The organism is Bacillus sp. YH3-2-B2 (assembly GCF_053663335.1).
Window position 1 is genome coordinate 550,145 of sequence record NZ_JBSJQE010000002.1, and the last position, 13,323, is coordinate 563,467.

The 13,323-nt window shown below is 43.6% G+C and carries 18 protein-coding genes; all 18 read left to right on the forward strand.

Annotation, left to right across the window (positions count from 1 at the left end; genetic code table 11):
- Positions 1–93 precede the first annotated feature (93 nt).
- The 18 genes from ACWJJX_RS07725 to hpf all read left to right on the forward strand — a co-directional run bounded on the left by ACWJJX_RS07725 (position 94) and on the right by hpf (position 13,277).
- Positions 94–942, forward strand: coding sequence for a DegV family protein (locus ACWJJX_RS07725; protein ID WP_003151387.1), 849 nt, complete (start codon positions 94–96; stop codon positions 940–942).
- 107 nt (positions 943–1,049) lie between these two features.
- Positions 1,050–2,435: a DEAD/DEAH box helicase gene (locus ACWJJX_RS07730; RefSeq protein ID WP_109955204.1), complete on the forward strand. Its 1,386-nt coding sequence runs from the start codon at positions 1,050–1,052 to the stop codon at positions 2,433–2,435.
- A 57-nt stretch (positions 2,436–2,492) separates the two neighbouring features.
- Entirely contained in the window at positions 2,493–2,777 is a 285-nt protein-coding gene (locus tag ACWJJX_RS07735) for a late competence development ComFB family protein (RefSeq protein ID WP_017418816.1), read from the forward strand.
- Positions 2,778–2,782: 5 nt separating this feature from the next.
- Entirely contained in the window at positions 2,783–3,472 is a 690-nt protein-coding gene (locus ACWJJX_RS07740; protein ID WP_217365449.1) for a phosphoribosyltransferase family protein, read from the forward strand.
- A gap of 73 nt (positions 3,473–3,545) precedes the next feature.
- Complete coding sequence (locus tag ACWJJX_RS07745; protein ID WP_173612792.1) at positions 3,546–3,965, forward strand: TIGR03826 family flagellar region protein; 420 nt, start codon at positions 3,546–3,548, stop codon at positions 3,963–3,965.
- Positions 3,966–4,034: 69 nt separating this feature from the next.
- Entirely contained in the window at positions 4,035–4,301 is a 267-nt protein-coding gene (gene flgM, locus ACWJJX_RS07750) for a flagellar biosynthesis anti-sigma factor FlgM (protein ID WP_003151393.1), read from the forward strand.
- A gap of 14 nt (positions 4,302–4,315) precedes the next feature.
- The gene (locus ACWJJX_RS07755; protein WP_003151394.1) at positions 4,316–4,798 is read left to right on the forward strand and encodes a flagellar protein FlgN; all 483 of its coding nucleotides are present in this window, start codon (positions 4,316–4,318) and stop codon (positions 4,796–4,798) included.
- A 15-nt stretch (positions 4,799–4,813) separates the two neighbouring features.
- A complete protein-coding gene (flgK, locus tag ACWJJX_RS07760) occupies positions 4,814–6,331 on the forward strand; it encodes a flagellar hook-associated protein FlgK (RefSeq protein ID WP_015387629.1) in 1,518 nt (505 codons plus the stop codon).
- A gap of 11 nt (positions 6,332–6,342) precedes the next feature.
- The gene (gene flgL, locus ACWJJX_RS07765; RefSeq protein ID WP_003151396.1) at positions 6,343–7,260 is read left to right on the forward strand and encodes a flagellar hook-associated protein FlgL; all 918 of its coding nucleotides are present in this window, start codon (positions 6,343–6,345) and stop codon (positions 7,258–7,260) included.
- An 89-nt stretch (positions 7,261–7,349) separates the two neighbouring features.
- Positions 7,350–7,919: a DUF6470 family protein gene (locus tag ACWJJX_RS07770; protein WP_146284023.1), complete on the forward strand. Its 570-nt coding sequence runs from the start codon at positions 7,350–7,352 to the stop codon at positions 7,917–7,919.
- Positions 7,920–7,948: 29 nt separating this feature from the next.
- Positions 7,949–8,380 carry a flagellar assembly protein FliW gene (fliW, locus tag ACWJJX_RS07775; protein WP_060657507.1) on the forward strand — a complete coding sequence of 144 codons (432 nt, stop codon included), beginning with the start codon at positions 7,949–7,951 and terminating at the stop codon, positions 8,378–8,380.
- Complete coding sequence (csrA, locus tag ACWJJX_RS07780; RefSeq protein WP_003151402.1) at positions 8,374–8,598, forward strand: carbon storage regulator CsrA; 225 nt, start codon at positions 8,374–8,376, stop codon at positions 8,596–8,598. Before fliW ends, csrA begins: the two co-directional genes overlap by 7 nt.
- A gap of 144 nt (positions 8,599–8,742) precedes the next feature.
- Positions 8,743–9,573, forward strand: a complete 831-nt coding sequence (hag, locus tag ACWJJX_RS07785; RefSeq protein ID WP_038460035.1) for a flagellin Hag — start codon at positions 8,743–8,745, stop codon at positions 9,571–9,573.
- A 249-nt stretch (positions 9,574–9,822) separates the two neighbouring features.
- The gene (locus ACWJJX_RS07790; protein ID WP_173612793.1) at positions 9,823–11,364 is read left to right on the forward strand and encodes a flagellar hook-associated protein 2; all 1,542 of its coding nucleotides are present in this window, start codon (positions 9,823–9,825) and stop codon (positions 11,362–11,364) included.
- A gap of 19 nt (positions 11,365–11,383) precedes the next feature.
- Positions 11,384–11,785 carry a flagellar export chaperone FliS gene (gene fliS, locus ACWJJX_RS07795; RefSeq protein ID WP_003151407.1) on the forward strand — a complete coding sequence of 134 codons (402 nt, stop codon included), beginning with the start codon at positions 11,384–11,386 and terminating at the stop codon, positions 11,783–11,785.
- Positions 11,785–12,129 carry a flagella biosynthesis regulatory protein FliT gene (fliT, locus tag ACWJJX_RS07800; RefSeq protein WP_003151410.1) on the forward strand — a complete coding sequence of 115 codons (345 nt, stop codon included), beginning with the start codon at positions 11,785–11,787 and terminating at the stop codon, positions 12,127–12,129. The genes fliS and fliT overlap by 1 nt, the downstream gene beginning before the upstream one ends.
- A gap of 9 nt (positions 12,130–12,138) precedes the next feature.
- A complete protein-coding gene (locus tag ACWJJX_RS07805; protein ID WP_003151412.1) occupies positions 12,139–12,516 on the forward strand; it encodes a hypothetical protein in 378 nt (125 codons plus the stop codon).
- A gap of 194 nt (positions 12,517–12,710) precedes the next feature.
- Positions 12,711–13,277 (forward strand): ribosome hibernation-promoting factor, HPF/YfiA family, encoded by a 567-nt coding sequence (gene hpf / locus ACWJJX_RS07810; RefSeq protein WP_003151413.1) that lies wholly within the window; start codon positions 12,711–12,713, stop codon positions 13,275–13,277.
- Positions 13,278–13,323: the final 46 nt, after the last annotated feature.

Genomic DNA, 13,323 nt, shown 5'->3' on the forward strand with positions numbered 1-13,323 from the left:
GTATGAGAAGACTTGCCATAATAGGCAAGTCTTTTTTTACTGCTTCATATCTATTAAAATACTTATTAAGTACTTAATAAGGCAGGTAAAGTGATGAAGATTGCAGTTGTAACAGACAGTACAGCATATATTCCGAAAGAGATGAGAGAAGAACATCATATTCATATGATCCCTCTTCAAGTGGTTTTCGGTGAAAAAACATTTCGCGAAGAAACAGAACTCGACTGGAGAAGTTTTTATAAAGAAGTAAAAAATCATGATGAGCTGCCGACTACGTCCCAGCCTTCTTTCGGTGAATTAATCGCATTGTACGAAGAACTGGGCAAAACATATGACGCAGTCATAAGCATACATTTGTCCAGCGGAATCAGCGGAACTTATAACAGCGCCGCCTCGGCAAACACTATGGTTGATCATATTAAAGTTTATCCCTTTGATTCAGAGATCAGCTGTTTGGCGCAAGGTTTTTATGCATTAAAGGCAGCACAGCTCATTAAAGACGGTGTTGACTCACCGGAAGAGATTATAAAAGAGCTGGAAGAAATGAAAAAAACAGTCCGTGCGTATTTTATGGTGGATGATTTATCACACCTCCAGCGGGGCGGGCGTCTAAGCAGTGCTCAGGCTTTTATCGGCGGTCTGTTAAAGGTAAAGCCTATTCTTCATTTTGACAATAAGGTAATTGTTCCTTTTGAGAAGATTCGGACACGCAAAAAAGCGATTTCGAGAATTTTTGAGCTGTTTGGGGAGGATGCAAGTAAAGGAATCCCGATGCGGGCCGCTGTCATCCATGCAAACAGGGAAGAAGAAGCGGCGGATATTATACAGGAGTTAAGCGGTAAATATCCTCATGTCGAATTCTATAACAGCTATTTCGGTGCCGTGATCGGAACCCATTTGGGCGAAGGCGCCATCGGAATCGGCTGGTGCTTTAAAAACTAAGTGAAAATCTCCGTTTTCAAGGGCGGAGATTTTTTTATTATTAAATTTTCGTGATTCGACAAAAAAATTCCCGGCAGGCATACTTTGAGCAGAAAGGAGGCAGGGAGATGTCCGAAGGTGCTTCAGAATTTTCAGAGGTGCGGGATTTCTTTTACGGCCGGCATTTATTGAGAGCTGAGATACCGTTTTCAGAACATCGCATCAACCGTTTTATAGAAAAAGAATATATAACGGCCGAGCCGTCAATCATCCGCCGGAAAAACCGTTACGTTTGCCAACGATGCGGTCAGTCTGATCAAGCCTGCTTTGCGGCATTTTGGGCGCCCTCTGCCAAAAGGCAGATTACCTATTGCCGTGCCTGTGTCATGATGGGAAGGGCTGATGAACTGACATCATTATATTCTTGGAATCAAGCCCCTGAAAACAGATGGAAGCCTGTAAAGCTTTCTTGGGAAGGAACACTGACAGACGGACAGAAGCAGGCCGCCGCAGCGCTTACAGATGCGATAAAAGAGAGACAAGAGCTGTTAGTATGGGCGGTTTGCGGATCGGGGAAAACCGAGATGCTGTTTCCGGGTATCGAGTTTGCGCTGAATCACGGTTTGCGCGTCTGTGTCGCGACTCCGCGCACAGATGTCGTACTTGAACTGCTGCCGAGGCTGAAAAAAGCATTTGAGAAAGTCGACGTTTCTGCTTTGTACGGCGGCAGCGAGGACAAAGGCCGCTTGACTCCGCTGATGATTTCAACCGCTCATCAGCTGATGCGCTACCGAGACATTTTTGATGTCATGATAATAGATGAAGTAGATGCGTTTCCTTTTTCAGCCGATGAGACATTAAGGTTCGCTGTTGATAAAGCGAGGAAGAAAAACAGCGCCCTTGTTTATGTAACGGCAACTCCTTCAGACACATTAAAAAAGAATGCTGAAGCCGGTTTGCTGAAAAGCGTTCGAATACCGGCCAGATATCATCGGAAACCTCTCCCGGAGCCGCGTTTTTTGTGGTGCGGCAATTGGAAGAAGAAGCTTCAGAAAGGAAAACTGCCGCGCTCTGTAACGGATTGGGTCCGCCAAAAACTTCAATCACAGCTGCCGGTTTTCTTATTCGTTCCGTCTGTACACGTATTGAAAAAGACAACGGATTATTTTCAGAAATTAAACGTAAGGGCAGAGGGCGTGCATGCGGAAGACACATTCAGAAAGGATAAAGTGAAACGGTTCAGAGACGGCCGGCTTGACCTGCTGGTAACGACTACGATTTTAGAAAGAGGAGTTACCGTACCCAAAGTTCAGACATGTGTCCTCGGCGCAGAAGCACCTATCTTTACTGAGAGCGCGCTCGTACAGATCGCGGGCAGAACGGGAAGGCATTATAAACATTTCAGCGGTGATGTCGTCATGTTTCATTTCGGAATGACAAACGGAATGAAAAAAGCAAAAAAACATATAGAACATATGAACAAATTGGCACAAAAAAGTAAATTGTTGGACTAGTTAATTTCAGAAAACGTGATACAGTATACTCATACTTTCCTATGAGGAGCTGTCAGCATGCTTGTCAATTCTAAAGAAATCATATTAAAGGAACTTCTCGACCGCCATATGCCTCAGCTTCATATGAAATGCACATGCCGGGTATGCAAAAATGATGTACTGGCACTTTCATTAAACCGGGCTGAGCCGGCATATGTTACAGATAAAAAGAAAGTTGCTTATGCAAAAGCAGAGATAGTTGATAAACAGAAAAATACGGCGCTGCTTGTCATTCTGGCTGAATCAGCGGCGATTGTTTCGGTTAATCCAAGCGAGTTCTGTGAAACTCGGGAAGGAGCGTAATATCTCTGAATTGTTTATTGTGTGACTCACCAATTTCAGGTTCATTGACTTGGAGATCTCTGTTTTCTCTGGCGCCCGAGCAAGAGGTATGCACCATATGCAGCAGCCGATTCGAAAAAATTGAAGGCCCCGTATGCACTATATGCGGGAGGCCTCAGGAGTCAAATGAAAAATGCGCTGATTGTGCGGCCCGGGAATCAAAAACGGAAAAGCGCTTTTTGCTGCTGCAAAACCGTTCGGTATATTTGTATAATGATGCGATGAAGGACTCATTGGCCCGGTTTAAATTCAGGGGCGATGCGAAAATCATTCAAGCATTTGAACGTGACTTTGCTGCCGGCTTTAAAGCGGCATATCCATCAAATACACATACTCTCATCCCTATTCCGCTGAGCGGCGAACGGCTGGCGGAACGCGGATTCAATCAATCCGAGCTGCTGGCCTCTCTGCTCGGAATGCCCGTCATTTTCCCCCTCATCCGACTGAACAATGAAAAACAATCCAAAAAGAGCAAAACAGAAAGGCTTTCCGCAGAAAAAAAGTTTTCAGCAGCCGAAAACTCGGCCGAAGGTATGAACGTCATCTTAATAGACGATATTTATACGACGGGCGCCACACTGCATCAAGCCGCCGAAGTCCTGCTGACAGCGGGTAAAGCGTCATCGGTCTCCTCTTTTACTTTAATCAGGAGCTAAATCATTCTTTTTTTCTGCCGATATAATTGATAGAAATATAAGGCAGATTAAAGAAGGAATAGGAGTTAATACGATGGGTGAATTGGCGAATTGTCCAAAATGCAATGCTTTATTTTTTAAAACGAACCTGCAGACCGTGTGCCAGGCATGTATTAAAGAAGAAGAAAAAGCATTTGAAACCGTCTATAAATTTTTGAGAAAGCAGATCAACAGACAGTCGACGATGCAGGAGATCACTGAGGAAACAGGTGTGGATGAAGAGCTGATCCTCAAGTTTATCAAACAAAAAAGGATTCAGATCAGCCAGCTTCCAAATTTGGCATATCCTTGCGAAAGGTGCGGAAATCCGATCAGGACAGGGAAATTTTGCAAGTCCTGTCAGACAGATATTGAGTCGCAATTAGACCATATGAACCAAAAAACAGCCGCTGAATTCAAAGAAAAAAACAGTACAAAAGACACATACTATGCCTATAATACCAAAAACACCTGATTCCCTAAACTAACTGATAACGCAGTCGATAAAAGAATTAGACTGCGAACAGAAAGCGAGAGGAATCCTATGAAAATCAATCAGTACGGAACACAATCCGTTAATCCATACCAAAAAAATTACGAAAAGCAAGCCGTACAAAAAGAGGCTGCAAAGCCGAAGGACAAAGTGGAAATTTCTTCTCATGCAAAAGAGCTTCAAAATGCGTCAGATGCGGTCACTAAAACACGTCAGGAAAAAATCGCTCAGCTTAAAGCGGATATAGAGAGCGGAACATATAAAATAGATTCAAACAGCATCGCTGAAAACATAGTGAATTTTTATAAAAAGCAATAAAAAGGAGAAAGCCAATGTCAGCAAAGCCAATTATTGATCAACTGAAGCGACTTTGCGCACTGCATGAACATCTGCTCACGCTGTCTGAGGAGAAAACGGAAGCGCTGAAAGCAGGTAAAACAAAAGAGCTCTCCAACATATTGACTAAAGAGCAAAAGTATATTCAGGCAATCGGGCAGACTGAGGAAGAACGAATCAGGTTAACTTCTCAGTTTCTCAGCCGTGGTGAGGACAATACAATTGCTGCATGCATCTCCAGAACTTCAGGCAGTGAAAAACAGGAGCTTGAAGGGTTATTTCACTCTTTGTCTGCGCTTCTTGACCGTCTGAAAGAAGTGAATGAGATGAACAAACAGCTCACGATTCAGGCTTTACAATTCATCTCAGGGGCATTCGATATGATCATGCCGGGTGAAAAAGAGAATATGAATTATAAAGAGCCGCAAGCGGCGCGCAAGCCTGTCAGCCGTTTGACATTATTCGATTCAAAAGCTTAGAACGGAGGATTTTCAATGCCATCGACTTTTATGGGGCTCGAAACAGCAAGGCGTGCATTGAGTGCGCAGCAGACTGCATTGAGCACAGTTTCAAATAACGTTGCAAATGCAAATACAGAAGGATATACGAGGCAGCGCGTCACATTACAATCGACGAGTCCTTATCCCGCAGTATCAAAAAACAGTGATCTGACGGCCGGCCAAATCGGAACAGGAGTAAAAGCCGGTTCAGTTGAGCGCGTCAGAGACAGTTTTTTAGACTATCAGTACAGAACTGAAAATACAAAATTAGGGTACTATACAGCCCGTTCCAATTCATTGTCGCAAATGGAAGGCGTCATGAAAGAGCTTGACAATAACGGATTAAACGGATCGCTCAGTTCGTTTTGGAATGCCCTTCAGGATCTGGCGACGAATCCGGAAAATACGGGAGCGCGCTCAGTTTTGCAGGAGCAGGGGAAATCTCTTGCCGAAAGTTTTAACTATATATCTACCTCTTTGACTAACATTCAGGGTGATATTAAAAAGAACCTGGATAACACAGCTGATCAGGTCAATTCCATTCTCAATCAGCTGAATGACCTTAACAATCAAATAGCGGCAGTTGAGCCGAGCGGTATGCTCCCTAATGATTTGTATGACCAAAGAGACAGATTGATTGATCAATTATCTTCTATGGCAAATATAAAAGTTTCATATAATAAGTCGGGCGGACATGCCTTGGCGACTGCTGAGGGCACGGTTAACGTCGAATTGCTGAATGGAAACAACAATTCTCTCGGTACGCTGCTCGACGGTAACACAAAAACAGTTTCAGAAATGAAAATCAACTACGACAAGGACAGCGGACTCGTGTCGAGTGTGTCAGTCGGCAGCAGTACGGTCAATGCGGATGCATTTACCGGAAAAGGCTCACTTTTAGGTCTTATTGAATCATACGGCTATATGTCAAATGGAGAAGAAAAAGGGCTTTATCCTGAAATGCTGACGGCTCTTGACAATATGGCGCTATCCTTTGCTGACGCGTTTAATGCAGTTCATGAAAAAGGGAAGACCTATACAGGCGAACAGGGTGCAGCATTTTTTGATTTCAGCGGCGGTGAAGCGGTGCCGGCAAAAGGTGCGGCAGCGAAAATAAAAGTCAGTGACAAAATCCTTGCGTCTACTGATAATATCGCAGCGTCGTTAAACGGAGAAAAAAGTGACGGCACAAACGCGACAAATCTTGCAGCCGTACAGAACAGCAAGCTGACTATTAACGGTGAAACCACTACAATTAATGACTTTTATGAATCCCTTATCGGAAAGCTGGGCGTTAATTCACAAAAAGCGGCCAATCTTATGAACAACTCTGAAAGCAACACCCTTTCAGCCGATGAACGGAGACAATCAGTCAGTGCAGTGTCTTTAGATGAAGAAATGACAAATATGATTCAGTTTCAGCACGCTTATAATGCGGCTGCGCGGATCATAACGATGCAGGATGAAATATTCGATAAAATTATTAACGGTATGGGCACCGGAGGAAGATAGGAGATAAGTAAATGAGAGTAACTCAAGGGATGATCGCAAAAAATTCTCTTCGATTTATCGGCTCAAGTTATGACAAGCTCGATCGGCTTCAGCAGCAAGTGTCTACGGGGAAAAAAATCACGAAAGCTTCTGATGATCCGGTCGTCGCAATGAAGGGAATGCAGTACCGTACTCAGCTTGCGCAGGTAAACCAGTATCAGCGGAATGTTTCGCAAGGTTTTACATGGCTGGAAAACTCGGAATCAAGCGTAAACTCGGAAACGGATATTATGGGGAAAATCCGGGATTTGATGGTTCAGGCGAAAAGTGATTCGAACGGTGAAACAGAATTGAAAGCAATCGGTACAGAAATCGGCCAGCTGAAAAAGCAGCTCGTTTCTGTCGCGAATACTCAGGTAAACGGACGTTATCTGTTTAACGGAACAAATTCAGACGTCCCGCCGATCACTGAAAATGCCGACGGCACATATACGTACAACTATGAGAATTATACCGGTGCTTCGGATGTTAACATCAACATCTCAAACGGAGCAGTGCTGAAAGTGAATTCTGATCCAAACTCAGCTTTCGGAGGCGTCGCACAAAATGGAGATAATGTATTTGAATTTCTCAACTCCTTAGAAGCTTCTTTAAGCAAAGGCACGCTGTCCGAAGCAGATTCAAATCAAATTCTGTCAGATATCGACGGTTTTACTGACAAAATGAATGCTGAAAAATCCAATATCGGCGCACGCACAAACCGGTTGGAACTCATTCAGACAAGATTGGAATCACAAGCGGCAACCGCTGAAAAAGTATTGTCGGATAATGAGGATGTAGAAATGGAAGATGTAATTGTTGATTATTTATCTCAACAGACGGTTCATAGAGCAGCGCTGTCAGTGAATGCGAATATCATTCAGCCGTCACTGATCGACTTCCTGAAATAATATAACTATCGTCTTCAATATATAAAAAAGCGACTCACAACAGGGAGATCGCTTTTTTTACTAAAATACTATAAATAGGAGGGATCTCTGTGCAGATGCCGAGATTGATTATTGACAGTGTGCCTGCTAAAATCGGTATAACCTTTCAAAAGGAAGAAATCGAGATGGAACAGCCGCCCGCTGACCTGGAAATCGAGCAGCCGCCGGCAGAGCTGAACATTGAAAGCACGCCGGCCAAACTGACGATTGACCAGACGAGGGCGTGGGAGAACTTGAATCTCAAATCATTTGAAAAGCTGAACGCTGAAGCCGCTCAAAAAGGTGCGGAAGCCTGCAGCGAGTTTATCGCAAAAACAGTCAGGGAAGGGAAGGAAATGGCGGCTATCGAAAAGAAAACGGGCAATGTGATGGCCCGGCAGGCAGCAGATGTCAGTCCGCCCGATCCATTCGGCGAATTCAGCGACTTTCTGCCTGCGCAGTTTCTCGTCGACATTGACTGCATTCCTTCAAAGCTTACGATTGATATTGAAGCCCGCAAACCTTCAATTGAAGCAGCCGTCAATAAACCTGTATGGAATTATACGCCGGAGAAAGTTCAGATTGATATGATGCAAGACCCTAAGGTGACGATTTCGGTTGATGATGGTAACGCAGAATAAAAGATGAAAGTGGTAAAGGATTGTGAAGCATGATAATTAAAACAAAATATCACGGAGAAATCAGAATAGATGAAGGGCAGATTATCTCATTTGAAAACGGCCTGCCGGGATTTAATGAAGAGACTCAATTTGTTGTTCTTCCTTTGTCGGAAGATTCACCGTTTTTGGCGCTGCAGTCTGTGAAACAGGAGCACATCGCCTTTATTGTCGCCAGTCCGTTTATTTTCTTTAAAGGGTACGAATTTGACATTGACCAAGCGACGCTTGAGCTTTTGCACATTGAAGATATAGAGGACGTCGAAGTGATGGCGATTTTAACGCTGGAAGAGCCTTTTGAAAACACGACCGCCAATTTAAAAGCGCCGATTATCGTCAATAAAAAGGAAATGAAGGCGAAACAAATCATTTTACATGATGCTTCCTATGAAACAAAACATCTGATAGGAGGAGGATCATGCTAGTTCTCTCAAGAAAAGTGAATGAGTCCATTCAGATCGGGCCGGATATTGAAATAAAGGTGATCGCTATCGAAGGAGAACAAGTGAAGCTGGGAATTGAAGCGCCTCAGCACGTAGATATTCACCGGAAAGAAATCTACTTGTCGATCCTGGAAGAGAACAACAGAGCCGTATCTTTTAATACTGATTTATTACTTAACTTATCCTCACAAAAAAAGTGAGGATTTTTTTATTTTCAATATAAACAATAGAAGCGGCCATCCGATATATATATTGTAGCCAATGAGAGGAAAAATTTTCTTCAGAAATGACGCTGCGCAAATGCACAAGGACGTGCGAAAAACAATTCAGGGAGGAAATACAAAATGAGAATCAACCACAATATCGCGGCTCTTAACACTAGCCGTCAGCTGAATGCAGGTTCAAACTCTGCTGCAAAAAACATGGAAAAATTATCTTCAGGTCTTCGCATCAACCGCGCTGGTGATGACGCTGCGGGTCTTGCGATCTCTGAAAAAATGCGTTCTCAAATCCGCGGTTTAGACATGGCGTCTAAAAACGCTCAAGACGGAATCTCTCTTATCCAAACGGCTGAGGGTGCATTGAACGAAACTCACAGCATTCTTCAGCGTATGAGCGAGCTTGCTACACAAGCGGCTAACGACACGAACACTACTTCTGACCGTGCTGAGTTACAAAAAGAAATGGATCAGCTTTCTTCTGAAGTAACTAGAATTTCTACAGACACAGAATTCAACACAAAGAAATTACTTGATGGTACAGCAACTGACCTGACTTTCCAAATCGGTGCCAATGAAGGTCAAACTATGAAGCTTTCAATTAATAAAATGGATTCTGAAAGTCTTGCTGTTGGGGATGCTACTAAAGGAATTGATATCTCTACTTCTGCGGAGGCAGCATCTACTGCTCTTACAACAATCAAAACAGCTATCGACACAGTATCTAGCGAGCGCGCTAAACTTGGTGCGGTTCAAAACCGTTTAGAGCACACAATCAACAACCTTGGTACTTCTTCTGAGAACCTGACTTCTGCTGAATCACGTATCCGTGACGTAGACATGGCTTCTGAGATGATGGAGTACACGAAAAACAACATCCTTACTCAGGCTTCTCAAGCTATGCTTGCGCAAGCTAACCAACAGCCTCAGCAAGTTCTTCAATTGCTTAAAGGTTAATGACGGAAAGATCCTGGTTCTCCAGGGTCTTTTTTTATTTCTTCAGCTAACTCCTCCTTCAGCAAGCCAAAGAACCCTATTGACAAAATGAAACATTATATTTTGCAGTTAAATTATTGAAAACCTTTTAATATGACCGATATAAGAATAAGATCATACATTTATGGAGCTGTGATATGATAAACAGTCGGAAACTCACTGTTGTCATAGAGCCGTCTACGACTAAACGCCGAAAAGGAGAGGGTACATATGGTCACAAGAATCACAGGCCTTAATTCCGGTCTTGATGTAGATTCTCTGGTGAAAAAAATGATGGATGCCGAAAAGCAGCCGCTTAATAAATTAAACCAGCAAAAGCAGACGCTTGAATGGAAGCGCGATGCTTATCGGGAAATGAATACCCAGATTGCCGACATGTATTCTACTACATTTAATAATATGCTGATGTCCACAAACTGGAATAAAAAAACAATAACAAGTTCGGATTCCAGTGTCAGCGCGGTGGCTGTCAGTGCTGAACAGAATATTTCAACGAGCATGTCTGTACAGCAGCTGGCTACGCCGACGACATATAAATCATCGGGCGCTATCAATTTCACTTCGGGTCAGAGCCAAACATTGAAATTCAATGTCACAAATCCGGGTGAAACGAAGCCGACTGAGGTAAACGTCACGATCGCCGCAACCGATACGATTGATGATGTGGTCACCAAACTGAACAGCTCGGGTCTCGGAGTGACGGCTTTAAAAGAGAAAATCTCTAACGGCTCGGATTATGTGGACACGATTGCGTTCACTTCCAATAAAACGGGGGAAGGGTTTACCCTTTCAGCAGGTGATGACGCGACCAAAAGCTTTCTGAAAGATCAGCTCGGTTTTGCCGTTGATGATGCAACAAATGAACTGACGGCCAATGCCGAAGGGAAAAACGCGAAGTTTACGTTCAACGGGCTTGAAATGACAAAAACGTCAAATAACTTTACGATCAACGGCATCAAATACACGCTGAACAGCGTGACGGACAGCAACAAAACGGTTACGATTAACAGCACGACTGATACGGACGGCATTTTTAACAACATTAAAGATTTCGTTGATAAATACAATACGTTAATTAAAAGCGCAAACGAGAAGGTGACAGAATCAAAATACCGCGATTATAAGCCGCTAACCGATGAACAAAGAGAAGCAATGACCGATAAGCAGATTGAGCAGTGGGAGGCAAAAGCTAAAAGCGGTTTATTACGGAGTGACAGCACGCTGCAGAACGGTTTGGCGGAGATGCGGCTTGATCTGTACTCAACCGTTACGATTGACGGGAAAAAATATCAGCTTGCCGATTTCGGAATTGAGACGTCTGATAGTTATACGGATCAAGGAAAGCTTGTCATTAAAGACGAAGCGAAACTGAAACAGAAAATTACCGAGAACCCCTCTCTCGTGGCTAAACTGTTTAATGCAGACAGTACAAGTACGATTACAGACAGCTCAACCGGTAAGACTATCAAAAACCCGGAGGAACAGGGGATTGCCCGGAGATTAAAAGACACATTAAACAAAATGCAGACCCAAATTTCAAAACAGGCGGGTACGGAAAGCTCGGTATCAACCAGCTTTGCCATTGGAAAAAGCCTGGATGAAATAGAAACAAATATTTCCAATATGAAAACGAAGCTGGATGACATCGAGACGAGATATTATAAAAAGTTCAGCGCACTGGATACGGCATTGGAGAAATTGAACAGCCAATCTTCATATCTCACGTCAATGTTAGGATCTTCAACATCATAACCTTGGAGGTTTTATAAAAATGGCAATAAATAATCCTTTTGCTGCTTACCAGCAGACATCCGTCTTTACAGCCGCTCCGGAAGAGCTGACCCTTATGCTTTATAACGGCTGCCTGCGATTCATTAAGCTGGCAAGGCAGGCGATGAAGCAAAACAACCTTGAAGCCAAAAATGAAAATATCGTAAAGGCGCAAAACATCATTCAAGAGCTCAGCATCACGTTAAACCGGGAGATTGAGATTTCTGAGCAGATGTCATCAATCTATGATTACATCCGCCGCCGGCTGATCGATGCGAACGTGCAGAATAACGGAGAGTTTTTAGATGAAGCGGAAAAGCTCGTTACTGAATTTCGCGACACGTGGAAGCAGGCCATGCAGAGTGAACGGAAAAACAGCCATGGCGCGGGCGGCCTTGCCTGATGAACAGCAATGTCTTTTCTTTGTATAACGAAACGAAGAACATGTACGCCGCACTGAAGGACGCCCCGGAAAGCGACGGTCTCATCAGCAGCGTTACGGCATTTACGGAGAAAAGGGAGGAGATGCTTGCGGGCATAAAGCCGCCTTTTTCCGAAGAAGAAAAAACGCTTCTTCAGCAGGTGGCCGCGATGGACCGTCTGATTACCGGCGAAGTGAAACGGATTCAGGATGGTATCCGAAATGAAATAAAAACGCTTAAGAAAAAACGAATCTACCATAATACGTATTTCAATCCGTATCAGCAAACGACAAGTGACGGCCGTTATTACGACAAACGCAAATAGGTGAGTGTTTTGAGAAGTTTGAACGATTACCATTTGGTGTCAGCCTATTACCAGCTTCTTTTTACGATTGATGAGGGGCTTTGCTACCTGTTGGACACGCAGGACGATTTTTTTAAGACGGAGGGCGAGCGGATTTACAACGATTTGATTCAGGCTTTTTTTCATCTCGATTCTTCTCATGCGCTTCTGTTGTCTATCATTGAGTGCCGATGCGTGGAGACGGCGATCCGCTCATTTGACGAGATCTTTCAGGATTTCAGCATGTTAAATGATTATGATTTCCCGTCCGCCCCTTTTCAGGAGTTTTTAAAAACCATCTTTCTGCCGCATTATAAGCTATGGATGGAGCAGACGCACGACTGCATCAAACCGTATGTTCTTCACTAGACCTGCTGCAAGCGGCAGGTCTTTTGCCTGCGTCCTTTGCATATACTTATAATCCTGCCGGACGCTGCCGGATAAAACCGACACCATTCGTCATCGTTCACCGAATTTACACATTATTTTAACGTTTCAGCAGGGATCAGAAGGGGTAAAAGAGAAATAGTTACATATCCTTAGATAAAGGGAGGCGTTCTTTGATGAACTACAATATCAGAGGAGAAAACATTGAGGTTACACCTGCGTTAAAGGATCATGTGGAGAGAAAAATCGGCAAGCTGGAACGATATTTCGAGCAGAGCGTCAATGCCGATGTGAACGTCAACTTAAAATTCTATAACGATAAGGAATCCAAAGTTGAAGTCACCATTCCGATGACTGATCTGGCGCTTCGTTCTGAAGTGCATAACGAGGATATGTACAATGCAATTGATCTCGCAACAAACAAGCTGGAACGTCAAATCCGAAAGCATAAAACAAAAGTCAACCGAAAATTCCGCGAGCAGGGTCTTCCGAAACATTATTTCGAGAACGGCAGCGCTGCTGATACGGGCGTAGCGGTTCAGGACGAAATTGAAGATGACAGCCCGGAAATTGTCCGTCAAAAGCGTTTTAATTTAAAACCGATGGATAATGAAGAAGCGATTCTCCAAATGAATATGCTCGGACATAATTTCTTCGTATTCACCAACGCGGAGACGAATCTCACAAATGTCGTTTACCGCAGAAATGACGGCAAATACGGATTAATTGAACCGACTGAATAAACCCATCCAGCCTTCCGTGAACGCGCGGAAGGTTTTTCTCTATCTT